The sequence below is a fragment of the Ruegeria sp. CDSC002 genome, from assembly GCF_059610905.1.
In genome coordinates this window covers 102,121-126,831 of the sequence record NZ_JBXWOM010000003.1, presented here as the reverse complement: position 1 = coordinate 126,831, position 24,711 = coordinate 102,121, and the positions used below count along the sequence as shown (strand labels likewise).

Annotated in this window: 22 protein-coding genes; 14 read left to right on the top strand and 8 right to left on the bottom strand. The window is 57.9% G+C overall.

Translation table 11 applies throughout. The features are described 5' to 3' along the window. The first annotated feature begins 39 nt into the window (after positions 1 to 39). The 10 genes from murB to AC2FJE_RS06745 all read left to right on the top strand — a co-directional run bounded on the left by murB (position 40) and on the right by AC2FJE_RS06745 (position 12,265). The gene (gene murB / locus AC2FJE_RS06790) at positions 40 to 969 is read left to right on the top strand and encodes a UDP-N-acetylmuramate dehydrogenase (protein ID WP_496754986.1); all 930 of its coding nucleotides are present in this window, start codon (positions 40 to 42) and stop codon (positions 967 to 969) included. A gap of 108 nt (positions 970 to 1,077) precedes the next feature. Further along, a complete protein-coding gene (locus AC2FJE_RS06785) occupies positions 1,078 to 1,995 on the top strand; it encodes a D-alanine--D-alanine ligase (protein WP_496754985.1) in 918 nt (305 codons plus the stop codon). Beyond that, positions 1,983 to 2,978 (top strand): cell division protein FtsQ/DivIB, encoded by a 996-nt coding sequence (locus AC2FJE_RS06780; protein WP_496754984.1) that lies wholly within the window; start codon positions 1,983 to 1,985, stop codon positions 2,976 to 2,978. Before AC2FJE_RS06785 ends, AC2FJE_RS06780 begins: the two co-directional genes overlap by 13 nt. 8 nt (positions 2,979 to 2,986) lie before the next feature. Then, the gene (gene ftsA, locus AC2FJE_RS06775) at positions 2,987 to 4,321 is read left to right on the top strand and encodes a cell division protein FtsA (RefSeq protein ID WP_282151894.1); all 1,335 of its coding nucleotides are present in this window, start codon (positions 2,987 to 2,989) and stop codon (positions 4,319 to 4,321) included. Then, positions 4,308 to 4,721 carry a hypothetical protein gene (locus AC2FJE_RS06770; protein WP_496754983.1) on the top strand — a complete coding sequence of 138 codons (414 nt, stop codon included), beginning with the start codon at positions 4,308 to 4,310 and terminating at the stop codon, positions 4,719 to 4,721. The genes ftsA and AC2FJE_RS06770 overlap by 14 nt, the downstream gene beginning before the upstream one ends. Positions 4,722 to 5,070: 349 nt before the next feature. Then, complete coding sequence (gene ftsZ / locus AC2FJE_RS06765; RefSeq protein ID WP_282119138.1) at positions 5,071 to 6,690, top strand: cell division protein FtsZ; 1,620 nt, start codon at positions 5,071 to 5,073, stop codon at positions 6,688 to 6,690. 213 nt (positions 6,691 to 6,903) lie between these two features. Continuing rightward, a complete protein-coding gene (gene lpxC, locus AC2FJE_RS06760) occupies positions 6,904 to 7,824 on the top strand; it encodes a UDP-3-O-acyl-N-acetylglucosamine deacetylase (protein WP_113789279.1) in 921 nt (306 codons plus the stop codon). Positions 7,825 to 7,951: 127 nt separating this feature from the next. Further along, on the top strand, positions 7,952 to 8,794 hold the full coding sequence (locus AC2FJE_RS06755; RefSeq protein ID WP_109313100.1) for an outer membrane protein assembly factor BamD: 843 nt from the start codon (positions 7,952 to 7,954) through the stop codon (positions 8,792 to 8,794). A 35-nt stretch (positions 8,795 to 8,829) separates the two neighbouring features. Further along, positions 8,830 to 10,479 carry a DNA repair protein RecN gene (recN, locus tag AC2FJE_RS06750; RefSeq protein ID WP_496754982.1) on the top strand — a complete coding sequence of 550 codons (1,650 nt, stop codon included), beginning with the start codon at positions 8,830 to 8,832 and terminating at the stop codon, positions 10,477 to 10,479. A gap of 100 nt (positions 10,480 to 10,579) precedes the next feature. Next, positions 10,580 to 12,265 (top strand): chloride channel protein, encoded by a 1,686-nt coding sequence (locus AC2FJE_RS06745; protein WP_282119140.1) that lies wholly within the window; start codon positions 10,580 to 10,582, stop codon positions 12,263 to 12,265. Here the strand turns inward: AC2FJE_RS06745 and AC2FJE_RS06740 are convergent. After that, entirely contained in the window at positions 12,262 to 13,629 is a 1,368-nt protein-coding gene (locus AC2FJE_RS06740) for a DUF3179 domain-containing protein (RefSeq protein ID WP_496760804.1), read from the bottom strand. The two genes, AC2FJE_RS06745 and AC2FJE_RS06740, sit on opposite strands and share 4 nt — an antisense overlap. Positions 13,630 to 14,378: 749 nt before the next feature. Here AC2FJE_RS06740 and AC2FJE_RS06735 point away from each other — a divergent pair. Further along, positions 14,379 to 15,704, top strand: coding sequence for a hypothetical protein (locus AC2FJE_RS06735; protein WP_496754978.1), 1,326 nt, complete (start codon positions 14,379 to 14,381; stop codon positions 15,702 to 15,704). Between the two features lie 5 nt (positions 15,705 to 15,709). Here the strand turns inward: AC2FJE_RS06735 and AC2FJE_RS06730 are convergent, their stop codons facing one another. From AC2FJE_RS06730 to cobS, 4 genes are all read right to left on the bottom strand, one after another. Continuing rightward, positions 15,710 to 16,051, bottom strand: coding sequence for a DUF427 domain-containing protein (locus tag AC2FJE_RS06730; RefSeq protein WP_496754975.1), 342 nt, complete (start codon positions 16,049 to 16,051; stop codon positions 15,710 to 15,712). Positions 16,052 to 16,116: 65 nt separating this feature from the next. After that, on the bottom strand, positions 16,117 to 17,907 hold the full coding sequence (locus tag AC2FJE_RS06725) for an aminopeptidase P family protein (protein ID WP_496760803.1): 1,791 nt from the start codon (positions 17,905 to 17,907) through the stop codon (positions 16,117 to 16,119). A 74-nt stretch (positions 17,908 to 17,981) separates the two neighbouring features. Beyond that, complete coding sequence (gene cobT / locus AC2FJE_RS06720; protein WP_058274349.1) at positions 17,982 to 19,859, bottom strand: cobaltochelatase subunit CobT; 1,878 nt, start codon at positions 19,857 to 19,859, stop codon at positions 17,982 to 17,984. Positions 19,860 to 20,039: 180 nt separating this feature from the next. Further along, positions 20,040 to 21,026: a cobaltochelatase subunit CobS gene (cobS, locus tag AC2FJE_RS06715; protein ID WP_058274350.1), complete on the bottom strand. Its 987-nt coding sequence runs from the start codon at positions 21,024 to 21,026 to the stop codon at positions 20,040 to 20,042. 321 nt (positions 21,027 to 21,347) lie between these two features. Here cobS and AC2FJE_RS06710 point away from each other — a divergent pair, with 321 nt between their 5' ends. After that, positions 21,348 to 22,253, top strand: a complete 906-nt coding sequence (locus AC2FJE_RS06710) for a Hint domain-containing protein (RefSeq protein WP_496754971.1) — start codon at positions 21,348 to 21,350, stop codon at positions 22,251 to 22,253. Between the two features lie 5 nt (positions 22,254 to 22,258). Here the strand turns inward: AC2FJE_RS06710 and AC2FJE_RS06705 are convergent, their stop codons facing one another. Next, entirely contained in the window at positions 22,259 to 22,885 is a 627-nt protein-coding gene (locus AC2FJE_RS06705) for a J domain-containing protein (RefSeq protein WP_058274352.1), read from the bottom strand. A 108-nt stretch (positions 22,886 to 22,993) separates the two neighbouring features. Here AC2FJE_RS06705 and AC2FJE_RS06700 point away from each other — a divergent pair, with 108 nt between their 5' ends. Next, the gene (locus AC2FJE_RS06700) at positions 22,994 to 23,248 is read left to right on the top strand and encodes a BolA family protein (protein WP_282119145.1); all 255 of its coding nucleotides are present in this window, start codon (positions 22,994 to 22,996) and stop codon (positions 23,246 to 23,248) included. Positions 23,249 to 23,268: 20 nt separating this feature from the next. On the opposite strand, the gene AC2FJE_RS06695 is transcribed toward AC2FJE_RS06700, so the two are convergent. Next, positions 23,269 to 23,805: a winged helix-turn-helix transcriptional regulator gene (locus AC2FJE_RS06695; RefSeq protein ID WP_282119146.1), complete on the bottom strand. Its 537-nt coding sequence runs from the start codon at positions 23,803 to 23,805 to the stop codon at positions 23,269 to 23,271. A 40-nt stretch (positions 23,806 to 23,845) separates the two neighbouring features. Between AC2FJE_RS06695 and AC2FJE_RS06690 the strand changes: the two genes are divergently transcribed. Next, a complete protein-coding gene (locus AC2FJE_RS06690) occupies positions 23,846 to 24,235 on the top strand; it encodes a VOC family protein (protein ID WP_058274355.1) in 390 nt (129 codons plus the stop codon). Positions 24,236 to 24,271: 36 nt separating this feature from the next. Here AC2FJE_RS06690 and AC2FJE_RS06685 read toward each other — a convergent pair whose 3' ends face one another. Further along, on the bottom strand, positions 24,272 to 24,682 hold the full coding sequence (locus tag AC2FJE_RS06685; protein WP_496754969.1) for a DUF4177 domain-containing protein: 411 nt from the start codon (positions 24,680 to 24,682) through the stop codon (positions 24,272 to 24,274). Positions 24,683 to 24,711 lie beyond the last annotated feature (29 nt).

Below are 24,711 nucleotides of genomic sequence, written 5' to 3'. Positions count from 1 at the left end.
AAGGATGACATCCACGAAAGCCAGTTATAGAAGAGGCCGATGACACTTACTTCATTCCCGGTTCGCGGTAGACTTACCGAGCAGAGATCCCTCAATGATCTGACATGGCTGCGCGTTGGCGGTCCGGCGGATTATCTGTTCCAGCCAGCTGACATAGAAGACTTACAGAGTTTCCTGAATGGGTTACCCGCAGATATTTCGGTTTTCCCGATGGGGGTCGGGTCAAACCTGATTGTGCGTGATGGCGGTCTGCGCGCGGTTGTGATCCGATTGGGGCGCGGGTTCAATGCTATCTCGGTAAAGGGAAACATCGTTACCGCCGGAGCAGCTGCGTTGGATGCGCATGTGGCGCGCAAGGCGGCGGATGAGGGCGTGGACTTGACCTTTTTGCGTACCATCCCGGGCTCAATTGGCGGTGCGGTGCGGATGAACGCAGGGTGTTATGGCAGCTACACGGCAGACGTGCTGCGCAAGGCGACCATAGTTACCCGGCAGGGAGAGCTTGTGGAACTGGCTCCGGAAGACCTGAATTTTCGTTATCGCCAGTCCGATCTGCCCGAAGGCGCGGTGCTGATCTCGGCCACTTTCGAAGGTCCATCCGGCGATCCGGAAGAGCTGCACGCCCGGATGTCCGCGCAGTTGCAAAAACGCGACGAAACCCAGCCGACCAAAGACCGCAGCGCCGGGTCAACCTTCCGCAACCCGGCAGGGTTTTCTTCGACCGGGCGGGCGGATGATGTACACGACCTTAAGGCATGGAAGGTCATTGACGATGCGGGCATGCGCGGCGCGACGCGCGGCGGCGCACAGATGAGCGAAAAGCACTCGAATTTCCTGATCAATACCGGTGATGCCTCTGCCGCTGACCTCGAAGGTCTGGGCGAAGAGGTGCGAAAAAAGGTTTACGAAACAAGCGGCATCACGCTAGAGTGGGAAATCATGCGGATCGGTGATCCGTTGACAGAATAAAGCCCTGACCGTCAGACCATAACAGGCAAATTAAGGCGACGGATCAAGGAGATAAACGCAGTACGGACCACCACATAAGGTCCGGAGACATTGAGGCGCACGTTGGGTATGTCGAGCAGGACAATCCCCAAAGTGGCGGTATTGATGGGTGGACCCTCGAAGGAACGCGAGGTGTCTCTCAGCTCTGGGCGCGAATGCGCGGCCGCCCTTGTGGGAGAAGGCTTTGAAGTAGTTGAGCTGGACGCAGGTCCTGACCTCTATGCGCGCCTTTTGGAAATCAAACCAGACGTTGTGTTTAACGCCCTTCATGGCCGCTGGGGCGAGGATGGCTGTGTTCAGGGTCTGCTGGAATGGATGCGCATTCCGTACACGCACTCTGGCGTTCTGGCCTCGGCGCTGGCGATGGACAAGCAGCGCAGCAAAGAGGTGTTTGAGGCCGAGGGCCTACCCGTTGTTGCCAGCGTGATCGTACCAAAGGTTGAGGTAGTTAAGGTTCATGTGATGGAGCCTCCTTACGTGGCCAAGCCCAACAACGAAGGCTCCAGCGTTGGGATCTACATCGTGCATGAAGGGTCTAATGGCCCTCCGCAACTTTCGCATGAAATGCCCGATCAGGTTATGGTCGAGAAGTACATTGCCGGACGCGAGTTGACCGTGACGGTGATGAACGACAAGGCCGTAACGGTTACCGAGATCATGACCGATGGCGGTTGGTACGATTATGACGCCAAGTACAAGCCCGGCGGATCGTGGCATGTTTTGCCCGCTGACGTACCGACCGAGATTTTTGGCCTGTGCATGGACTACGCATTGCGCGCTCATTCCGCGCTGGGATGCAAAGGCGTAAGCCGTACGGATTTCCGCTGGGATGACAGTATGGGTGCCGATGGGCTTTTCCTGCTCGAGACCAACACTCAGCCCGGCATGACGCCGACGTCACTGGTGCCTGAACAGGCCGCACATCTGGGGATGAGTTTCGGGCAGCTTTGCGCCTGGATGGTGGAGGACGCATCATGCGACCGCTAAGAGCCACCCGAGCGCCTGTGGTTCACCGGCCCAAGCAACTGGCCGGTCCCGATGCCGAATTCGAATCCGGCGCGCGTACCGGAGCCGAACCCAAATTGCGGTTGCGCGGAATGTTTGGCCGCAAGGGCGATCGCCTCGACCCGGCCCCGTCGCGCCTCAGCTACCGCCTGCAGCGCTGGTTGCTGACGCGGGGCGTTCGGCGCAGCCTAAAGATTGGCCTGCCGGTGTTTGCCGTTTGCGCCGCAGTTGGCATCTATTTCGGCTCGCAAGAGCGTCGCGATGCGGTGGTGGCCTATGTCATCGACATCAAGACTTCGATTCAGCAACGGCCAGAGTTCATGGTCAATCTGATGGCCATTGACGGGGCAGGGACCAACCTGTCCGAGGATATTCGTGAGGTCGTGCCGCTGGATTTCCCTGTCAGCTCATGGGATCTGGATGTTGAGCAAATCCGCGATACGATTACTGGGCTGAATCCGGTCAAATCCGCCACGGTACGGGTGCGCCCGGGCGGCATTCTGCAGGTGGATGTTGTCGAGCGTCAGCCCGTCATCGTCTGGCGTACGCGCCGTGGGATCGAATTGCTGGATGAGACCGGCGCGCATGTGGAACGCATCGCGTCGCGCAAGGATCACTCTAATTTACCTCTGATCGCGGGCAAAGGTGCAGACGGTCACGTAGGTGAGGCGCTTGAATTGCTGACAACCGCCCGCAGCCTCGGCGGTCGTGTGCGCGGATTGGTCCGGATTGGTGAACGTCGCTGGGACCTGGTTATGGACCGCGGCCAACGCATCATGTTGCCAACCGAACGCCCCGTACGCGCGTTGGAACGCGTTCTGGCCGTGAATGAGGTGCAGGACCTTTTGGAACGCGACGTCGCGGTGGTCGACATGCGCCTTGGGCAACGTCCGACAATAAGAATGACCAAAGCTGCCAGCGAAGACTGGTGGAATACAAAAGTGACAGTGGGTAGCGAGCAGTAACGACCATGATGACCGATCTTTATCAGTCCCAGCGCGCCATGCGGCAGATGCGCAGACAAGCCATGCAACGCGGTGTTGTCGCCATTCTAGATGTTGGCAGTTCCAAGATTGCCTGTCTTGTATTGCGCTTTGACGGGACCGGCCGCCTGACCGAGGACAACACCATCGGGTCGATGGCCGGGCAGACCGGGTTCCGGGTGATTGGTGCTGCGACCACACGGTCGCGGGGCGTTCAATTTGGCGAAGTCACCGCCATGCAGGAAACGGAACGGGCGATCCGAACCGCCCTGCAGGCGGCGCAAAAGATGGCCGATATCCGGGTCGATCATGTGATAGCCAGCTTCTCGGGTGCGAACCCGCGCTCTTACGGGTTGGACGCGCAGGTCGATCTTGAGGGTCAGGTCGTGACCGAGGCAGAGGTTGGCCGTGTCCTGAACGCCTGTGATGTGCCGGACTACGGGGCAGGGCGCGAGGTGTTGCATGCCCAACCGGTAAACTTCGCTTTGGACAACCGCTCAGGTCTGATCGACCCGCGCGGCCAAATGGGGCAGAGCCTTGCCGTCGACATGCACATGCTGACCGTCGACGCAACTGCAATCCAAAACATCGTGCGCTGCATCAAACGCTGCGATCTGGAATTGGCCGGAATTGCAAACTCGGCCTATGTGTCTGGTGTTTCCGCCTTAGTCGAGGATGAGCAGGAACTGGGCGCGGCCTGTATCGACATGGGTGGCGGCACGACCAGCGTGTCGATCTTTATGAAAAAGCACATGATCTATGCCGATTGCGTGCGCATGGGTGGTGATCATGTGACCTCGGACATTTCGATGGGGTTGGGCATTCCCGCCTCGGTGGCTGAGCGGATAAAAACCTTTAATGGCGGCGTTCACGCAACGGGCGCGGATGATCGGGACCTGATCGACATCGGCGGGGATACCGGCGACTGGGAACATGATCGCCGCACCGTCAGCCGTGCTGAACTGATCGGGATCATGCGCCCGCGGGTCGAGGAAATTCTTGAAGAAGTGCGCGTCCGCCTGGATGCGGCCGGGTTTGAGCATATGCCAAGCCAGCAGATCGTCCTAACCGGTGGTGGCAGTCAGATCATGGGGCTGGACGGACTGGCCACCCGCATCCTTGGGCAGCGCGTTCGCCTTGGCCGGCCGCTGCGTGTGCATGGTCTACCGCAATCGGCGACCGGGCCGGGGTTCTCCTCCGCAGTGGGGCTTAGCCTGTTTGCAGCGCACCCACAGGACGAATGGTGGGACTTTGAAATCCCTGTCGACACCTATGCCGCGCGCCCGTTCAAGCGGGCCGTGCGTTGGTTCCGTGACAATTGGTAAGCTAGAGGTCGCAGCGCTGCTGGCCCTGACACCGCTGACCGCTCAGGCGCAAACCCGGATCACCCCTGAGGCATTTCTGGATGCGGTTCTTGGCAAAACCGTCGACTTTCATGACTTTCGCAGCGGCGACCTTGTTGGCACCGAAGAATTTCTCAGCTCCACCGTTTCGGTTTGGCGCCGTGAGGGAAGAGGGTGCGTATACGGACAAATCACCACGCCGAACGGGCAAATCTGTTTTCTCTATGATGATGCAGTCGAAGGGCCAGCGGTGTGTTGGTGGCCTTTCGAATATAAGGGCAAGTTGATGGTGCGACTGGCCACTTTTGCGGACAGCGAAATCCAGGAGGTGCGCAGCATCACCGAGGACGGTTTGAATTGTCCAAGTGCCCCGATCAGCTAAAGAAATGGGTTGCAGCTGACTCGTTTATCCCGCAAGATATCCACAAGGCCCGACAGAGGCCCGCGGCAGGACCTGAGCAGTTTTCCGCAGTTTGACAGTTTATGAGTCCCTTTGGTGATGCGTCGGTTGAGTGCCGCGCACAAATCGCCTGTTTTGTGCTACATTGAGTTCTTTGCGCAACATCTGGCGGTATTTGCGAAATACTGCCGGTCAGCGCCTTATTTCCTCCATATTTTGTGGAATTGCGCGATTTTTGGCGTGACGTTTGCCGTTTCAAACGGTAGGATTGTTAGTGGATAGGTAAGAAAAACACCGCTTTGGCGGGAACAAAAAAACAGGCGGACAGAGCATGACATTGAATCTTTCGATGCCCGGGCACGACGAACTGAAGCCTCGGATCACAGTATTTGGCGTTGGTGGTGCAGGCGGCAACGCTGTCAACAATATGATTGAGAAACAGCTGGACGGCGTCGATTTTGTGGTCGCCAACACCGATGCACAGGCACTGCAACAAAGCCAGTCCTCGGCACGGGTTCAACTGGGCGTGAAAGTCACCGAAGGTCTGGGGGCAGGGGCCCGTCCGACTGTGGGTGCGGCAGCAGCCGAAGAAAGCATTGAACAGATTGTTGATCATCTGGCTGGGGCGCATATGTGCTTTATCACCGCCGGAATGGGCGGTGGCACCGGTACAGGCGCGGCCCCGATCATCGCGCAAGCTGCACGGGAATTGGGCGTTCTGACTGTTGGTGTTGTGACCAAGCCCTTCCAGTTTGAGGGTGCCAAGCGGATGCGTCAGGCCGAAGACGGCGTTGAGATGCTGCAAAAGGTCGTCGACACTCTGATCATCATCCCGAACCAGAACCTGTTCCGTCTGGCCAACGAAAAGACCACCTTTACCGAGGCGTTCTCGATGGCGGACGATGTTCTCTATCAGGGCGTCAAAGGCGTGACCGATCTGATGGTCCGTCCGGGCCTGATCAACCTCGACTTTGCAGATGTTCGCGCCGTGATGGATGAGATGGGCAAAGCGATGATGGGAACCGGCGAGGCCACCGGCGAAGATCGCGCGGTTCAGGCCGCCGAGAAGGCGATCGCCAACCCGCTGCTGGACGAAATCAGCCTCAAGGGTGCCAAGGGCGTTCTGATCAACATCACCGGCTCGCACGACCTGACCCTGTTCGAACTGGACGAAGCCGCCAACCGCATCCGCGAAGAAGTGGATCCCGAGGCGAACATCATCGTTGGTTCGACACTGGATACCGTGATGGAAGGCGGCATGCGCGTATCGGTTGTCGCGACCGGTATCGATGCCAGTGAAAAGCAGGAAGATGTCCCTGTCGCGCGCCGCTCTATGTCGGCACCGCTGACCCGCACCGTTTCGGCAGAAGAGTCGGTGCAGGAAGAGGTCCCGGTTGCTGCGGAAGTCGCTGAGAAAGCGCCGCAGCAAGATATGATCCGCGAACCCTCGCTGTTTGAAGCGCCGGAAGAGCCTGCCCAGCCGCAGTTCCAGTCGCGTGCCCGGCAGGATGATGATGGTTTGCCTCCGCCGGCCTATCAGCCGCGCGTTGCCGAATTCGAGCCGACCCCCGAACCGGTTGAGCCTGCGTCCGAAAACTATGTCGCGCCGCAGCCTCAACCGGCAGCGGGAACACCGTCGCCCGAGGCGCTGCAGCGCTTGCAGGCCGCAGTCCAGAACGTTCCGCCGTCCGAGCGGAGCCCTTCGATGGCTCGCCCTGCGATCCCACAGCCGACCCCTGCGCCGCAGGAAGAAGCGCATGATCGTCCCCGGTTTGGCTTTAACCGATTGATCGATCGGATGACCGGTCACGCGGCAGATACTCCGGCGCAACCACCGCGCCAACAGCCCGTTATGCGCCAATCTGACGCTACGGCACCTGCAAGGGATGAGATCGATCCCGAACAGGACCGGATCGAAATTCCCGCCTTTTTGCGGCGCCAGGCCAACTGATCGCGGTAACAAAATGAATGCAGAGGGTCGCCAAGTGGCGGCCCTTTTCTTTTGTTTTACAGATGCTTAATGGGGTGTAAGCAGGGATTTGCCGATCTGTCACATACATGTTTCATTCGGTTGCAAAGAGTGAGTTGAGCCTTGACGCCGCCTTCCTTAACTGAGTGTCCAACACGGCCAACCGAGGCCGGACACCACTCTTCGAGGTTCACCTTGCAACATACGCTCAAATCTCCGGTCACGTTTACAGGCGTCGGACTGCATAGCGGTAAGCCTGCGACGATGGTCCTGAAACCGGCGGCCGCCGGTCACGGCATCTGGTTCAAACGGACGGATATTGAGCTGGGCAATGCCCTTGTCCCTGCGATCTATGACGTGGTCGAGCGCACCCCGCTGTGCACCCGCCTGATCAACGACGCAGGTGTGTCTGTGTCTACGGTTGAGCACATCATGGCCGCGCTGGCCGGTTGCGGAATACATAACGCACTGATCGAGATTGATGGTCCCGAAGTTCCGATCATGGATGGGTCTTCGATTGATTTCGTTCGCGGTATCATGGCGAAGGGCGTGCGTCGCCAAGCCAGCCCGGTTCTGGCCTATGAGGTTCTTAAGCCGGTGACCGCTGTGCGTGAAGGTGCCAGCGCATCGATTGCGCCTGCAAATGGTCTGATCATCGATTTCCATATCGACTTCGAAGACGGTGCCATCGGCAGCCAGACCAAGACACTGGATATGCGCAACGGCTCGTTCGCACGTGAGCTGTGTGACTGCCGGACGTTCTGTCGCCGTACTGATGTTGAGGCGATGCGCGAAAACGGGCTGGCTTTGGGCGGTACGCTGGAAAATGCCGTCGTTGTCCAGGGTGATGAAGTCCTTACCCCGGGTGGTTTCCGCCACGCGGATGAGGCAGTGCGTCACAAGATGCTGGACGCCCTTGGTGACCTGTATTTGGCAGGCGGTCCGATCTTTGGTCACTTTACCGGTGACAAATCCGGCCATGCAATGACCAATACTCTGCTGCGCAAGCTGTTCGAAACACCGGGTGCCGTCCGTCCGATCCTGTGTACGCCCGAACAGGCAGCCCGCCTTCCGGGGCAGGGCCTGGTCCGGGACGAAATCCCCGAAGTCGCTTGATTGGATCAACTCTGTCGACAATTCCGCGAAGGGGCGCATAAGACGTTTTGCACCGGAATTTTATGTGCTAGACCTTGGCCTAAATCGGGGCTTAACCCCGTCAAGTAATACGACAAGGATAGGCGGAATGGTTGGCAGCAAAGCGGCAGTCAGGTTCGCAGGCGCGATTCTTCTGACAGCAGTTTTGACGGCGTGCGCTGGAAAAGGCGCAGACCGCAATCAGAACCTGGAAGGGTTCACTCCTGAACAGATTTTCACGCGCGGCGAATATGAGCTGTCGCAGAATCGTTCGGACGATGCGGCGTGGTATTTTTCAGAAGTTGAACGTCTGTATCCGTATTCCGATTGGGCCAAGCGCGCGCTGATCATGCAGGCGTTCTCATACCACTCGGACAAAAACTACGAAGAGAGCCGAGGCGCCGCACAACGGTACATCGACTTTTACCCGACGGACGAAGATGCGGCTTATGCCCAATATCTTCTGGCGCTCAGCTATTATGACCAGATTGACGAGGTCGGGCGCGATCAGGGCCTGACTTTTCAGGCGTTGCAATCGCTGCGCACAGTGATCGAGGTCTATCCGGATAGCGAATACGCGACCTCTGCGGTGTTGAAATTCGATCTGGCATTTGACCATCTGGCTGGCAAAGAGATGGAAATTGGACGCTATTATCTGCGCCAGGACCATTATACCGCAGCCATCAACCGGTTCCGTGTGGTGGTTGAAGATTTCCAGACCACATCTCATACCGCCGAAGCTCTGTACCGCTTGATTGAAGCCTATCTGGCACTGGGTCTTGTGGATGAGGCACAGTCGGCAGGGGCCATTCTTGGGTACAACTATCAATCGTCCGAATGGTACGATGCGGGCTATTCGTTGCTGACGTCACGCGGGTTGGATCTCAAGAGCCGTGGCAACAACTGGCTCAGCACGATCTACCGTCAGACCGTCAAAGGTGAGTGGTTGTAATCGCCATGGCCAATGGGGTGGGACGCTAAGACCCGATGCTGCGCGCCCTCGATATCCGTGACATGCTGATCATCGACCGGCTGGAACTGACGTTTCAGCCGGGCCTGAATGCGTTGACTGGTGAAACCGGTGCGGGCAAGTCGATTCTTCTGGATTCGCTGGGGTTTGTTCTGGGCTGGCGTGGCCGGGCTGAACTAGTCCGTCAGGGCGCCGCCCAGGGTGAAGTCGTGGCGGAGTTCGAATTACACGAAGACCATCCTGCACATGCAATTCTGGCCGACGCGGGCCTGCCCGGCGGAGAGGAACTTATCCTGCGGCGGGTGAATACGGCCGAGGGGCGCAAGACCGCGTGGGTCAATGATCGCCGTTGTTCGGGCGAGGTGCTGCGCGCATTGTCCGAGACCCTGATCGAACTGCATGGTCAACACGATGATCGCGGCCTGTTGAACCCGCGCGGTCACCGGACAATGCTGGATGATTACGCCGGCGCAGAACCCCAACTGGCAAAGGTGCGGTCGGCCTGGTCCGAGATGTCACGTGCGCGCAAAGCTCTTGCTCAAACGGAATCGACCCTTGTGGCGATGCGCGCGGAAGAGGAATTTCTTAGGCATTCGGTATCCGAGCTTGATCAGCTGGACCCGCAACCCGGCGAGGACGCCGAGCTCGATGCCCGCCGTCGCATGATGCAAGGAGCTGAGCGTATCCGGGATGATGTCGCTCGGGCTTTCTCTCTGCTAGGCGGGGACGGGGCTGAAAGCGCAATGGCGGACGCTGTGCGTTGGCTCGAAGGCGTCTCGGACAATGCCGGCGGCCAATTGGAGGCACCAATCGCGGCCCTGGGGCGCGCCCTGATCGAATTGGGTGAGGCGCAGGACGGTGTCGAGGCTTGTCTGCAGAAATTGGATTTCAATCCGGCGGAATTGGAACAGGCCGAAGAACGCCTGTTCGCCATCCGCGCACTGGCTCGTAAACATGATGTTGTACCTGATGAACTGGGTACCTTTGCCGAAATTTTGCGTGACCGTTTGAACCGGCTTGACGCTGGCGACGCGGATCTGGCCGTTCAGCGGGCAGCGGTGGACGCCGCTCAGACCGCATATAACGGCGCAGCGGCCAAGCTAAGTGCTGTGCGACAGAAGGCAGCCGGTCAGCTGGATGCCGCCGTGATGACCGAACTCGCCCCGTTGAAGATGGAGCGCGCTGTGTTCCAAACCGAAATTACAGCCGCGGATCCCGGTCCCGATGGAATTGACGCAGTAGCTTTCACAGTTGCCACCAACCCCGGCGCACCTTCTGGTCCGCTGAACAAAATCGCCTCGGGCGGCGAACTCAGTCGGTTTCTTCTGGCGCTCAAGGTCTGCCTGACCGGGAATGACAGCGCGCGCACGATGATTTTTGATGAGATAGACCGGGGCGTTGGTGGTGCAACTGCCGATGCGGTCGGGCGGCGTCTGGCGGCGCTGGCGCAGGGCGGGCAGGTGCTGGTTGTGACGCACTCACCGCAGGTGGCGGCCCGCGCGGCACATCACTGGCGGGTGCAAAAACACGTCACCGACGGGCAGACCCTTTCTACCGTTGTTCCGCTGGCCGAACCCGACCGCGTGGATGAAATTGCCCGTATGGTCGCAGGCGACACGATCACGGACGAGGCGCGCGCTGCCGCCCGAGCCCTTTTGCAGGCCTGAGGCAATTCTGCCGCTTTCGCGTGTTCAATCCGTCGCGATCCCACTTTTATAAGGGCGCTCCGTGGCTTACTAAGGGGAAAGACGTGATCCCCGAGGGCCAATGACCCAATCAACCCGCACTGTTCTGCGCAACCAGCTCAATCAGGCTTTGGCCGCGATCAAGGACGCTTGGCGGGTGATGCGGCGGCGTGGGCCCAGCCAAATTCAGTTCTGGTTCATTGCGCTGGCGATCGGGATTGCGGCAGGTTTCATGGCATTGGGGTTCCGCAAGGCCATCCGGTCGCTGCAGGCTTATGTCTATGATACGGATGACATTTTGCTGCTGCACAGCCATGCGGAAAAGTTGCCTTGGTTTCTGATCCTGATCATTCCCATCATCGGCGGGCTAATCGTGGGCGTGATCCTGAACAAGTTCACCGACGACGGACGCGTGCGATCCGTCGCTGACGTCATCGAAGGGGCTGCGGTGACCGATGGTCGCGTGGAAAGCAAGGCGGGTATCGCGTCGTTCTTTGCCTCGCTCGTCACGCTCAGTACAGGCGGGTCCACGGGCCGAGAGGGGCCGGTCGTGCACATGGCTGGCGTGATCTCAACCTGGGTTAGCAACCGCATCCATGCCGATGGCATCACTGGGCGCGATCTGTTGGGGTGCGCCGTTGCCGCAGCCGTCTCGGCCAGCTTTAACTCACCGATCGCAGGTGCACTTTTCGCGCTTGAGGTCGTACTGCGCCACTTTGCAGTGCATGCGTTTGCGCCCATCGTGATCGCTTCGGTTGCGGGGACAGTAATCAACCGGCTGGAATATGGCGACGTGACCGAGTTTGTTCTGGATACACCCGGTTCCCTGCAATTCTACGTGGAATTGCCCGCCTTCCTGCTACTTGGCCTAATCTGCGGGCTGGTTTCGCTTCTGCTCATGCGGTCGATCTTTTTTGCCGAAGATATCGGCAACCATATCCAGAACCGGCTTGCCTTGCCTGGCTGGCTGCGCCCAGCTGTTTCAGGCGCGATGTTGGGGCTGCTGGCGATCTGGTTCCCGCACATCATCGGCGTCGGGTATGAAACCACGATCCGCGCTTTGGCAGGTGACCTGACCCTGAGTTTTGCCATCCTGTTTGCGGTAATCAAGACGGTTGCCGTAGCGATCACCATGGGCGGACGTATGGGCGGCGGGGTGTTTTCCCCATCGCTGATGATTGGGGCGTTGACCGGACTGGCCTTCGGCCTGATCGCAACCGGGCTGCTGCCTGATGTTTCTGGCACCCATACGCTCTATGCCTTTGCCGGAATGGGGGCCGTTGCTGCCGCGGTTCTGGGCGCACCGATTTCGACCACGATGATTGTCTTTGAACTGACCGGAGACTGGCAGATCGGCCTGGCTGTGATGGTTTCGGTGTCGATGTCGACAGCGCTGGCCTCGCGTCTTGTGGATCGGTCCTTCTTCTTGACCCAGCTGGAACGTCGTAACGTGCATCTGGCCGCAGGGCCGCAAGCCTATCTGCTGGCGATGCTGCGAACCGGGGCGGTCATGCGCCCCTTGGGCGATTCGCGCTCGATCACGAAAGAACAGGCGGTCGAATTGATCGAACAAGGGCTATGTGTTCAAGCTAGCGCCACGCTAGAGGCCGCGATGCCTTATTTCGACAGGGATGACATCCCCTGTATTCCGGTGGTGATTGTCGAAGAGGACGGCAGTGAAAACCCGGTCGGAGCGCTTTACCACGTCGATGCACTGAAAGCGTATAATCGCGCCTTGGCTGCCACTGCGGCTGAAGAGCACTCTTAGCGTTTATACACTGTAGCGGTATCGCCAAGGTAGTTGTCCCAAGCAAACCAGTACGAAATATGGCCTGCGACCCGGGGCAATTCCGCGCCTCCTGCTCCAACCAGCGCCTCTTCGGTCATGGTCCACTTCTGACCCGTTTCATCCACCAAATCGCTGCCAGACGCAGCGAACTTGTGGGATGCGCGTTCATAAGCCCGCACTGCGCGCTTTTCGTCGTTTCCGATAAGCACCAGCGGCCGGTTGGCGATGGCGTCATTGATTACCCGGCTTCTGCCGAACGCATCCAGGGGCCATGCTCGCGCCGCACCAAATTGACGGATGGCGAAAACATAGTCTTTCTGCCTGTGGCTGGACTGATCGACCAGCGCCGGGAACATCAATTCGGATGAAGCGAAATACTCCCGATACACGACACCCGACCCATAATTCCGCCGGTGACCGGTGTTCATTGAAAGGACCTTCGTCTTGGGGTGAGATGTTTTCCAGCTTTGCCAAGTGGTGATGACCACCGGGCGTTGTTTCAATTCGATACCGTTGCCAACAAGCGCGCCAACAACAGGCTTGCCGGTGTATTGGTTCCACAGGGAATGCGTTTGACGATCGAACATCAGTTTATTGGATCTGTACAGAAACCCGGATGAGCCGAAGATAAGCGGTTTGCTGCGATCCGGCACTTGCGTTTCAAACAGAATGCCTGAACCACACAGTGTGCAGTAGGCCAAGGCAACCGGAACCCCGCCAATCACCTCATTGAACATTTCATGCCAGCCCATGATCCGCAGCGGGTAGGCTCGTTCGTCCCCGTTGATCGAAACGCCAAAGACCAGGTCATCGTCCTTAAGGTAATCTGCGCGCGCGGCAGGGATCAGCGCCGGATTGTCCAGCGATGGGATACCGTCCTTGTTCACACCACCCCAAGCGATCTCTTCAAGCCGGATCTTCATCTTGTCGCGCTGCAAGTACTTTGGCTTCAGGAAGACATCAAAATTCGTATCTACCCCCAGGAGAACCTCGCGTTTGAACGGGATGAGCGAGGGGTGCGGCACGATTTGCGGATTCTTTTCCTGCCACAACATCCAGTCAAACCAGTCTTGACCAATACTCTCACCAGTCAGGGTCTGCATGACCTTCACGATGTCGCTGCTGCGACGTCTGGCGTATCGCATACCGGTCAGCAAAGCAGGCACCACATCCGGGTTGCCGCGTTGCACGAGAAAGGCCATGCCTTGCTCAAACTCCGCGTTGCTTCCGAACAAGGTGGAACGCACGGCATCCAGCACGGGGTCTTGTTGCGCGGACAATGCGCCAGGCAACAAGAGCACGGTCCCCAATGATCCTGCGAAACTGCGACGAGTAAGTGACATGGCATCCTCTGGGCGGTGTTTGGTGGCATTGTGCACTCTTGATGCCTCACATGCATGCAACAGCCCCGTGATTAGATCGTGAACCCGATGTTTTTGGGGGTGTGGCCCGGGTTGAACTGCTGGCGAAACCCTTCTGGCTGCATGTCTTGGCGGGTTTTTGCTGGTAAGCTGCATCCCAAATACATCTAAAATTTTCACTTTTTTTCCGAATTTCTTGATCAAAAGGCCAAAAAATCGTTAATATTTGTGACGATTGCAGCGATATCCCTACGCGACCAAAGGAAATTTACTCCCAAAGCGAGTGTCGGGAGCCAAGAAATTTCAAGATCTTGAACGACATAACTGCATTGACTTATTTTTGAACTGAAACTCGCGCGAACGGGAGTACTTTGAAAATGCTATTTCTGCATCTTGATTTGCACTCCCGGATTTATGCAGCCTACACGCATCACGTGTCTCAACGGCTATGTTTCAAAACCCCTCCTTCAGGTATCCGGCTCGGAGACCTGGTGTGAGGGTCTCGCACGGAAATAACCGGATGGGCGGGTTGTTGTCCGAACAAGGAGGTTCTTACCTCGCCAAATTGGGAGGCAGGTGGTTTGCTGATCGGGACGGGTCAGGCAAACAAGTATCTCAGGACGTCCAATTTTTTACCAGTTTTTCTGCAATGCCCCCACGAGGCTGTTTCAGCCACGGTTTGGCGACCATCAGGTCAATACAACGGTGGGCGCCGGGCAAAGGTCCACACTATGCGAGTATTTGATGTTGCGTTGATAGGCGCGGGCCCCGCTGGCTACGCCGCTTTGACTGCAATGCGAGCGGTTTCAGGTTCGGTGGTGGTGATTACAGGCGCGGGATCTGAACCATGTGAGGACGGCCCGGCCAAGATTGTGTCTGTCGCGTACGAACGTCAGCAGCCGGCCTTTATGACCGAACGGACCGATGTATCCGGGGATGCCCCGCCGCTGTTCGTCGCCGCCGAAGTGGGTGGGCTTGCCAATTTTTGGGGCAAACAATTGCAGGTCTACGATAACGATGATCCCTGGGGTCAGGGGCGATATCTTGAAAGCTGGGCAGATTACACCGCCGCCTGCGAGACCGTGCAAAGTGACCTGCAGGTCATAGGCGGCATCCAGCGCGAGCAACTGGGCGATGGGTTGGAAAAAAGTGTGCCACGCCTTTTGACAGGAACAAAAGACGCCCCGGATATCGGCTTGGGTGCAATGGCGCGGGCCGTAGGAAACCGTCTAAGCGAAATGCCAAATGTCGAAGTCCGTGCGGGCCGTGTGCAACGGATCGAAAATGACCAGAATTGTGTATGCTTGGAACTGGCGGATGGGACACGCATTCAGGCCCGCCAGGTGTTCCTGGCTGCAGGCGTCCTAGGCACGGCCACATTGCTTGCGCGAAGCCTGCCACAAATCACTCAGTTCGGCTTTTTGGACCACGCGCCTTATACGATCAACTGTCTGAGGCTGGCGCGCGCGTTGGGATCCCCGCGGAACTACACGAATCGTGGAAATTTCAATGCGCTGACACTCAAGCGGAAACAGGATGGTCGATGCAGCCTTTTTGCGTCTGTCTATGCCGTGTCGCAAGCCCCGGTAAGCCTTGTTACGACAACCCTGGGCCTGGGTCCGCGTCTGCGCGGCTGGCGCATGGGACGTTTCATTGATTTCGTGCAACCCGTTCGGATCTGGACGCCCAAGACATATGTACAGTTTCGTCTGCAACCTGAGCTTGGTCAGATCGAGGCGACGCATGTACCGGACCCGGGGCAGGACGAGGGGCTACAGTTTCTATTGCACTGGCTGGGCTCGCATCGCGTGCGACACAATCTGGGCGTTACTGCGCCAGGGCAGGGGTTCCACTATCACAACCTGACCTTTGGACCGGGCGATGAACCTGTAGATCAGGTGGTTGAGCAGGCCTTTCAGCGGCGCGTGCGTGTGATCGATGCCTCTTGCCTCGCAGAAATTGGCTGCCCGCCGCATACTCTGACATCCATGGCACAGGCCTATGGGCGTGTGCGTCACGACATGGCCGCGACCGAGCGGGTCAGAGAGGCCATCTGAGGGATTTAGATCTGTTCGACCTTAACAGAATCGACGCGGTAAAACGCGACATAACCCTTGATCTCGGCCATTGCGGCGACCGGGTCCTCATAGCTCCACGCTGCGTTTTCGGTCACGGATGATTTATTGACGATTGAGAAATGCGTCGCATCGCCTTTGTGCGGGCAGTGCGTAACCTTTTCTGTACGGTCCAGAAATGCCATTCCGATATCGGCGCGAGGGAAATAGATCACCGGATCCAGATCACCTTCCAGCAGCTCCAGCGCATTCATGCTCTCTCCGAGAACGGCGCCCCCGGAACGAACGCTCCATTTACCAGCTGCTTTGCGGATCGTTATGTCTGTCATCTCTGCTTCTTCCCTCGTCTTCAGTACGGATCACTCCTCTGCCCGGTTTATGTGACAGTCCGGTGTCAGATCGGCGCAGTTGCGGCATCCAACCACAGTTGAGCGTCGTCGCCCAGCCTTGGGCGAACTTTTTCCGCAACGTCGCGGTGGTATGCGTTAAGCCACGCGCGTTCTTCTGTCGTTAGCATATCAACTACAATCAGCCGCCGGTCAATTGGAACGTATGTGAGCGTCCGCCAGTTCAGCATCGCACGCTCGGTGTCAGCGGTGGGCAGCGGCGGGGCATCTTGAACCACAACAAGGTTCTCGATCCGAATGCCGAACGCGCCTTCGCGATAATATCCGGGCTCGTTGGACAGGATCATGCCCGGCTCCAGCGGTACATGGCTGACCTTTGACAAGCGCTGCGGCCCTTCATGGACGCTCAGATACGCACCGACGCCATGGCCGACCCCGTGATTGAAATCCTGGCCCGCTGCCCATAAGGGGGCGCGTGCGATGCATTCGATATCTCGTCCGGCCAGCCCGGCGGGCCAGCGCAGCATGGACATATCGATCATCCCTTTTAGCACGCGGGTAAAGCAGGCTTTTTCCTGATCGCCTACTTCCCCTATCGCAATGGTGCGGGTGATGTCGGTTGTGCCATCCAGATACTGCCCACCGCTATCCAAAACCAACAGGTGCCCATTTTCCAGTCGGCTGTCGGTTTCTTCGGTCACCCGGTAATGCATGATCGCGCCATTGGGCCCGGTGCCCGCAATCGTGTCGAACGAGATATCCTGTAGCGCGTTATCCCGGCGGCGGTTTTCCTCAAGCTGCGTGACTACCTGAGTTTCCGTCATTGTGCTCGGGGTCTTTGCGTCCAGCCAGCATAACGTCTCAATAACGGCCACCGCGTCGCGAAGATGCGCTTCGGCACTTCCAGCGATTTCCGCCGGATTCTTGCGAGCTTTGGGCAAGGCACAGGGATCCCCTGCATCCATCATCTTGTCGCTGAGAACGTCAGCAACTGCTTGCGGCAAAGTCCCCAAGTCGACTTGAACCTTGCCGACCAAACCCGCAACGGCTTCCAGAAACACCTGTGGGTCGTGAACCTGAACATGGTCGCCAAGATGATCGTCCAACCCCGCCAGTTTTTGTGCCGCCATGAACAGATCAACCCGACCGTTGGCATGCAGAATGGCAAATCCATGGGCAACCGGGTTATACCCGATGTCCGATCCGCGAATGTTAAGCAGCCACATGATCGAATCCGGCAAGGAAATGATCGCCGCCTCACACCCGTTCTGCTTTAAATCATCCGCCAGCCGCGCGATTTTGCTTGTAGCGGTTTCCCCGGCAAACTCAATCGGGTGTGCCTTGACCGGGTTCATCGGGGCGTCCGGCTGATCCGGCCACACCCGATCCACCAGATTGTCACACCGAACCAGCTCGATGCCGCTCGCGTTCAACTCTTTCTTCAGGCTGGAAATCTGCCCAGCTGCATGCAGCCAGGGATCAAAACCAACCTTTCCGCCGCTCGGCAGTTGTTCCTTGAGCCAGGCGCTAAGGCTTGTTTCGGGCCAGGGTACGGGCGTGAATTCTTCCGCCACTTGCGCCTTGACCTGGGTGCGGTATCGGCCGTCGATGAATACACCCGCAATTTCGGACAATGCCGCACAGAAGCCGGCCGAACCGGTAAAGCCCGTCAGCCATGCCAGCCGTTCATCGCGTGTGGCCACATACTCGCCCTGATGCGCATCTGCGCGTGGGATCAGAAAACCGTCCAACCCATCCTGCGCCATCTGGGATCGCAAAGCGGCCAGTCTGGGCGGTCCCTGTTCCGGACGTGCAGTGACTGCAAAGGACTGAAACATGTGACACCTCTCGTAAACGGGGGGCAGTCCCCTTCATCTTTTGAAAAATACTCCTGCCGGAGGCAGGGCCAGCGTCAGCTGGCCCTTTTCATCCCCATCACGCGTGCACGTGCCCGAGGATCGCTGTCGAACAATGCCGCCAACTGTTCAGTCATCGCACCTGCCAGCTGTTCGACATCCGTGATTGTTACCGCGCGATCGTAGTATCGGGTTACATCGTGGCCGATACCAATGGCCAAAAGCTCGACCATCTTGCGTTTTTCGACCATCCCAATCACGTCGCGCAGGTGTTTTTCCAGGTAATTCGCGGGGTTAACGCTGAGTGTTGAATCATCAACCGGCGCACCGTCCGAGATCACCATCAGGATTTTGCGCTGCTCGCGTCGCGCAAGCATCCGGCGATGCGCCCATTCCAGTGCTTCGCCATCGATGTTCTCTTTCAGCAGGCCTTCTTTCATCATCAAACCCAAGTTGGGTCGCGCTCGACGCCACGGGGCATCCGCACCTTTGTAGATGATGTGACGCAGATCGTTCAGACGCCCCGGCTGTTGCGGGCGGCCGTCATTCAGCCATGCCTCACGTGCCTGGCCGCCTTTCCAAGCGCGCGTAGTAAAGCCAAGGATTTCGACTTTCACGTTGCAACGTTCCAGCGTCCGGGCCAGAACATCGGCACAGATCGCCGCGATCGAGATCGGGCGACCGCGCATTGAGCCCGAGTTATCCAGCAGCAGCGTCACCACTGTATCGCGGAACTCGGTGTCTTTCTCGACCTTGAAGCTCAGCGGCGTGGTCGGGTTGGCCACAACACGCGCCAGACGACCGGCATCCAGAATGCCTTCCTCGCGGTCAAACTCCCAAGAACGGTTCTGTTGCGCCTGCAATCGGCGCTGCAGTTTGTTCGCCAGACGGCTGACGGCACCCTTAAGCGGCTCAAGCTGCTGATCCAGATAGGCGCGCAGCCGTTCTAATTCAGCAGGCTCGGCCAAATCCTCGGCTGCGATCTCTTCGTCGAAGGTGCCAAGGTAAACCTTGTAGTCCGGGTCGGCCTCGGATGCAGGGGGCGGGGACGGCGGCTCCATCGGGGCCTCACCGTCAGGCATCTCGGCCTCATCGCCCATCTCATCCTCGGCCATCTCGTCCATCGAGACCTGGGCCTGAGATTGGTCCTGCTGCTCTTCCTGCGTTTGCTCGGGGGTCGCGTCGGCGTCCTGCTCGTCCTGATCATCCTGACCAGTGCTATCGGGGTCGGGCTGTTCTTCGGCGTCGTCCTCGGCCTGATCTTCCTGATCTTCGTCCAGCTCGTCCGGATCTTCGCCCAGCTGGTCACCATACCCCAGATCCTTGATCATCTGACGGGCAAATTTGGCAAACTCGGCCTGATCCGACAGGATTTCCTGCAGGTTTTCCAGCGTCCCGCCGGCTTGCTCTTCGATGAAGCCGCGCCACAGGTTCATGATGTTCTCGGCCGCAGGCGGCAGGTCCCGTCCGGTTGCCAAGTGACGGATCAGATAACCCGCGGCCACCGACAAGGGGGCATCAGCAGGCTGCTTGCACTGGTCGTACCCACGGCGCAGCGCCTCGTGCCCAATTTTAACATCGATGTTAGAGGCCGTGCCGGGCATATCCCGCGCGCCCATCGCCTCACACCGGGCAACTTCCATGGCCTCATAAAGATCCCGCGCCATATCACCCGGAGGCGCATAGCGATTATGGGTCGCATCGTCATGGTACCGGCGCTGCAACGCCAAAGCATCCGCCGTACCGCGCGCCAGCAAAACCTCTTCGCGAGTCATGCGCCGAGAAACCTGCGGCAAACGCATCGACTCGCCCGACAGACCCGAGGGGTCGACAGTATAGCTTACCGATAATTCGGGATCATCGGCCATCACCTTGGTGGCTTCGGCCAAGGCCTTCTTGAACGGATCAGCGGGGTTGTCGTTTGGTTTAGACAATGAACGTACTCCAGATCATTGCTGCCGAGAAAAGCACTAAGCATTCCCAGCGCAGCCGTGTCAGGTGGACATGCTGCGGCGCCGTCATTTCTGAAGGCGCCGTCTTTTTCCAATCTACTTTGTCAAAAAGCCAAGCTGAATCAAGAACAACCCAGATAGATGCTATGACAAAGAAGATTATCACCCCAAGCTCACACTCGCCGCGCTTTCCGGCAGCTCCTCGTCAAAGCAACGCTGATAGAACTCGGCGACGGTCTGGCGTTCCAGCTCATCACACTTGTTCAAGAAGGACAGGCGGAAGGCGTAGCCGACGTCGCGGAAGATCTCGGCGTTTTGGGCCCAGTTGATCACGGTCCGGGGCGACATGACAGTCGACAGGTCGCCATTCATGAAGGCGGTCCGGGTCAGGTCGGCGACGGTGACCATTTGGCTGACGGTCTTGCGGCCCTTTTCGGTGTTGTAATGTGGCGCCTTGGACAGAACGATCATCGTCTCGGCATCGTGGCTTAGGTAGTTCAGCGTCGAGACCAGCGACCAGCGGTCCATCTGTGCCTGGTTGATCTGCTGCGTTCCGTGATACAGGCCGGTAGTGTCGCCCAGACCGACGGTGTTCGCGGTGGCAAACAGGCGGAAGTTCGGGTTCGGCGTGATAATCTCGTTCTGGTCCAGCAAGGTCAGCTTACCGTCATGTTCGAGAACACGCTGGATCACGAACATCACGTCCGCACGACCTGCGTCGTATTCGTCGAAAACGATGGCAACGGGGTTGCGCAGCGCCCAGGGCAGGATGCCTTCGTGGAACTCGGTCACCTGTTTGCCATCACGCAGCTTGATCGCGTCCTTACCGATCAAGTCGATCCGGCTGATGTGGCTGTCGAGGTTCACACGGACGGCGGGCCAGTTCAGGCGGGCCGCGACCTGTTCAATATGGGTCGATTTGCCCGTACCGTGATAGCCTTGGATCATCACACGCCGATTGTGCGAAAAGCCTGCCAGAATGGCCAGTGTGGTTTCCGGGTCAAACTTGTAGGTCGGGTCGATCGCGGGTACGCGGTCACTGCGGTCAGCAAAGCCCTTGATCGCCATGTCGGTTTCAATACCGAACACGTCACGGACCGAAATTTCTTCGGTGGGTTTTGCGTTTACGTCGATCGATCCGTCAGCCATTCGCCTTGTCCTTATCCTTTGCCCCGCGTTGCCGGGTTTGAACTCGTGTGTGGTGCAACATATTGCGGGCAAGGGCAAGGGAAAGCCGTGCTGGTAGGAACTTAGGCGGATGTTTCTTTGAAACTGGCCTTATCGATGTTGCGTCCAATGTCTCGAGCTAATCTTTCAAATCTTGGACAGCCCGAATTTTGGGCCCAGAACGCCGCCACGCAGTCCCGTGAAGCATTAATATTGCAATAGTAAGATGTGATGAGTTAAATATGCATATATGATTATGCAAAAGCGGTTCCCGATTTTGTTATTTTATGAGTGTAGGTACAAATGTCGTTAGTAATCTCAGGTCCGACTTCTATCTCGATCCCCAGTGGGTCGACCTCGGTTATGGAGCAGTATACCACGACCAAAGCTGTGACTTGGAGCGTGACCGTAACTGGCGATGGTGGATTGGATCCATCAGACTACACTGTTTCGATTTCACCTAGTGGAGTTTTGACCGTTGAGCTTACTGAGGGGGCGGACATCCCTCCGAATACGCAACTCACGGTTCGAATAGGGGCGACGAACGGGCAGCCAGGGGCCGGTAACAATGCCATCCTGAATGTGACAGTCGATCTTCCTGCGGGAACAGTGCCGTGTTTTGTAAAGGGCACCTTGATAGAAACCGAAAAAGGCCCTCGCCCTGTCGAAGAACTGTCGGTTGGGGACAAAGTTCGTGTTTCCAGCGGTGCGCTGCTACCCATTTTGTGGATTGGCAAGAAGACCGTGAGGGCGGAAGCGTTGCAGCAAAACCCGCGATTGCGTCCCGTTTGTATCAAAAAAGGAGCGATCGGAGATGCTTTGCCTGACCGCGATTTGTACTTGTCACCGCAACACAGAATTGTTCTGGAAGGGTGGCGCGCCGAATTGTTGTTCGGTGAGCCGAGGGTTTTTGCAGCGGCAATACATCTTGTGAACGACAACACTATTCGACAGGTGTGGTCCAATGAGGCGGTGACATACTTCCATATTGCCTGCAACCGCCACGCAGTTTTGATGTCGCACGGTTTGCCAACGGAAAGCTTGTTTCTGGGTGATATGGCGCTGTTGTCTTTCGGTCGCGGAGATGTAGAAGAACTTCGTGTGCTCTTTCCAGAACGGTTCAGCCGTGGATCCGCCTGGAAACAAACGCGTGTGCGTTGCTTGAAGCGCCCCGAAGCCGAGCTTTTACGGGAAATGATCAAACAATAGATCGACTACCTAAAGTTCCGGCTGTCCTTGATCTGATCCCACGCCCAGACAACCTCTTGCAACTGCTCTTCCTGAGAACGGTCGCCGCCGTTCATGTCGGGGTGCAATACCTTGATCAGCTTTTTGTACGCTTTGCGCACCTCGGCTTTGGTCCAGCTGTCGTTGGCTTCCAGAATTTCGATCGCGCGGCGTTCCGTGGGGGGCAGGCGACGACCGCCACCACCTGACGTGCGTCCTTTGTTTTGGGTGCTGTTTGCGCCAAGTACCTGATGCGGGTCCTCGATTCCCAGACGGGCCCATGCGCGCGCTTCGGGGTCACCCATCGGCTTGGTCTCGCGCTCCCACACTTTGTCCTTGGACCGCTGAGCGTTCAGCTCGGCCTCGGTGGTGCCGTCAAAGAAGTTCCACTTGTTGTTGTATTCGCGAACGTGCTGCTGGCAGAACCAGAAAAAGTCGTCCAGTACATCCGGGGCCTTGGGTGCACGGAACTTGCCCGGTTCTTCGCAACCTTCGTGATCGCAGATACGCGTCGAGGTTTCAGACGCGCCCGACATTCCGCGACGCCCCCGCGGGTTCTTTTTCTTGGAAGTGGATACGGACATATCAAATCCGAAGGGGTCTGACTTCACCATGTGCTCATCCTTAAGAACGCATCTTTTCGACTCGGAGGCAGCAGTTTAGTCTAAGCAGCCGAAAGTAGAAGAGGGGGGGCGGTAAAATTTTCGCCCGTGAGCAAAAAAATGACCGTGACCGATGAGATCCGAACCCGCCTGATGGCAGCCTTTGAACCGCGCGAGTTGGAAGTCGTAGATGACAGCGAAAGCCACCGCGGGCACGCCGGGTTTCAAGAGGGCGGCGAAAGCCATTTCAACGTCCGCATTCGTGCCAACGCTTTTCAGGGGCAATCCCGCGTCGCCCGCCACCGTGCGGTACATAAGGCATTGGGCGACATCGTGCCCCGCATTCATGCGCTGGCGCTGGATATTGATGCCTGAACAGACCCATTGGTCGATGCCTAGGCGACCAGAGAAATGGCCCTGTTGACGGCGATTCCCTGATTCACCGCGCGATAGGTGGGAAAAGGCAGCCGGTGCGTCGCATCAATGTCTCGCCGTATCCACGCTTGCTCTTCCAGGCGCAGAAGCGACGTCGAAAGTGCGCGATCGGAAATCGTGATCAGACCGGATTTGAGAGTCGAAAATCGTTGGGGCCTGTCGGTCAGCGCCAGAATAGGTGCCGTCCAACTGCGTCTGAGCAACGCGAAATCAGCGTCATCTGGCACGACATTCACGATCCTGCTGGCGATTTCGGCCGCAGATACACCCGCTTGGGTCAATCGAAATTCGGGACGCAGCGGATGACCGTGGCCGGGATTCCGTTCCAGAAAACCCAATTGAATCAGGTGGTCAAGGCTTTGGGCAAATGCCGTTCTGCCGGCGCTTGTCGCAGCCAGCAGCGGTGCCTGTCGTCCCGGCATGCCTTCATGCATTAACGCCAGAATGTTCAGGGACCAGGCGCGGGACGTAAGCTTGACAAGAATCTTTATGTCCATAAAGTATAGTTACTTTAATTTTCGCCAAAGGGATAGTTCAATGCCACTCGTTTCACTGGAAAACACGATCACGCTCGCCATGTCCGTGCAAGACAGGCATGTCAGTGCCGAATGGTATCAGGCCAAGCTGGGGTTCGAGCTGATCCACCATATTGACGAAGCCGGTTGGAGCGAGATGAAGACCAAAACCGACGGTGTGACCTTGGGCCTGGGTGAGCAGGCCGAGCCTGCGCCAGGCAATACGGTGCCGGTGTTCGGGGTGTCCGATATTGCGACGGCGCGTCAGGCGCTCGAATCCTCGGGCGTCAGGTTCGATGGGGCGACTGAAACGATCGAGGGCATGGTCAGCACCGCAACGTTCTACGACCCGGACGGCAATGCGCTGATGCTGGCGCAGGATCTTAGCCAAGCGGCAAGCGCTGCCGAGTAATTCAGCTGCAGGCTGTGAAAACGCGGAGCAGACCGCTTAGGTCTGCTCTTTGTCCTTTTCGGACAGATCCGTGGGCTTCAGGGTCAATGGCGGATCTTTGACCTCTTCTGAAATCGGTGCAGGGGCCTTCACTTCTTCTGGTCCGGGCACCGGCTGAGCCACGGGTGCATCATCGCTGTTCTCAACCGGCTCGCGCTCTGAAGAAAACTCAACTGCAACCTGTCGCCGAAACACCAGAACATTGCGCCAGTTCACGGTGGAACTGGTCAGGCCTGCGCGTTCCTCGCTGGGCAAAAGTTCCGCACGCTGGTAATCCCAGCCATCCTGCCCCATCTGATTCAGTATCTGTTCGATCGACACTGCAAACCGCCCTTCGGCAGTTTTGACGCCCTTGGCCTTGGTGCCTTTTTGTGGGGCGGGGACAACTTTGTATTCGTAGCGCTGCATCAGATTTTCCTGGTTGCCGATCCCCAGCA

What these genes read in the sequence shown, in the direction of transcription:
- murB (WP_496754986.1), top strand. Translation starts at nt 40, where the DNA reads ATGACACTTACTTCATTCCCGGTTCGCGGTAGACTTACCGAGCAGAGA.
- AC2FJE_RS06785 (WP_496754985.1), top strand. Translation starts at nt 1,078, where the DNA reads ATGTCGAGCAGGACAATCCCCAAAGTGGCGGTATTGATGGGTGGACCC.
- AC2FJE_RS06780 (WP_496754984.1), top strand. Translation starts at nt 1,983, where the DNA reads ATGCGACCGCTAAGAGCCACCCGAGCGCCTGTGGTTCACCGGCCCAAG.
- ftsA (WP_282151894.1), top strand. Translation starts at nt 2,987, where the DNA reads ATGACCGATCTTTATCAGTCCCAGCGCGCCATGCGGCAGATGCGCAGA.
- ftsZ (WP_282119138.1), top strand. Translation starts at nt 5,071, where the DNA reads ATGACATTGAATCTTTCGATGCCCGGGCACGACGAACTGAAGCCTCGG.
- AC2FJE_RS06755 (WP_109313100.1), top strand. Translation starts at nt 7,952, where the DNA reads ATGGTTGGCAGCAAAGCGGCAGTCAGGTTCGCAGGCGCGATTCTTCTG.
- recN (WP_496754982.1), top strand. Translation starts at nt 8,830, where the DNA reads ATGCTGCGCGCCCTCGATATCCGTGACATGCTGATCATCGACCGGCTG.
- AC2FJE_RS06745 (WP_282119140.1), top strand. Translation starts at nt 10,580, where the DNA reads ATGACCCAATCAACCCGCACTGTTCTGCGCAACCAGCTCAATCAGGCT.
- AC2FJE_RS06740 (WP_496760804.1), bottom strand. Translation starts at nt 13,629, where the DNA reads ATGTCACTTACTCGTCGCAGTTTCGCAGGATCATTGGGGACCGTGCTC.
- AC2FJE_RS06735 (WP_496754978.1), top strand. Translation starts at nt 14,379, where the DNA reads ATGCGAGTATTTGATGTTGCGTTGATAGGCGCGGGCCCCGCTGGCTAC.
- AC2FJE_RS06730 (WP_496754975.1), bottom strand. Translation starts at nt 16,051, where the DNA reads ATGACAGACATAACGATCCGCAAAGCAGCTGGTAAATGGAGCGTTCGT.
- AC2FJE_RS06725 (WP_496760803.1), bottom strand. Translation starts at nt 17,907, where the DNA reads ATGTTTCAGTCCTTTGCAGTCACTGCACGTCCGGAACAGGGACCGCCC.
- cobS (WP_058274350.1), bottom strand. Translation starts at nt 21,026, where the DNA reads ATGGCTGACGGATCGATCGACGTAAACGCAAAACCCACCGAAGAAATT.
- AC2FJE_RS06710 (WP_496754971.1), top strand. Translation starts at nt 21,348, where the DNA reads ATGTCGTTAGTAATCTCAGGTCCGACTTCTATCTCGATCCCCAGTGGG.
- AC2FJE_RS06705 (WP_058274352.1), bottom strand. Translation starts at nt 22,885, where the DNA reads ATGGTGAAGTCAGACCCCTTCGGATTTGATATGTCCGTATCCACTTCC.
- AC2FJE_RS06700 (WP_282119145.1), top strand. Translation starts at nt 22,994, where the DNA reads ATGACCGTGACCGATGAGATCCGAACCCGCCTGATGGCAGCCTTTGAA.
- AC2FJE_RS06695 (WP_282119146.1), bottom strand. Translation starts at nt 23,805, where the DNA reads ATGGACATAAAGATTCTTGTCAAGCTTACGTCCCGCGCCTGGTCCCTG.
- AC2FJE_RS06690 (WP_058274355.1), top strand. Translation starts at nt 23,846, where the DNA reads ATGCCACTCGTTTCACTGGAAAACACGATCACGCTCGCCATGTCCGTG.
- AC2FJE_RS06685 (WP_496754969.1), bottom strand. Translation starts at nt 24,682, where the DNA reads ATGCAGCGCTACGAATACAAAGTTGTCCCCGCCCCACAAAAAGGCACC.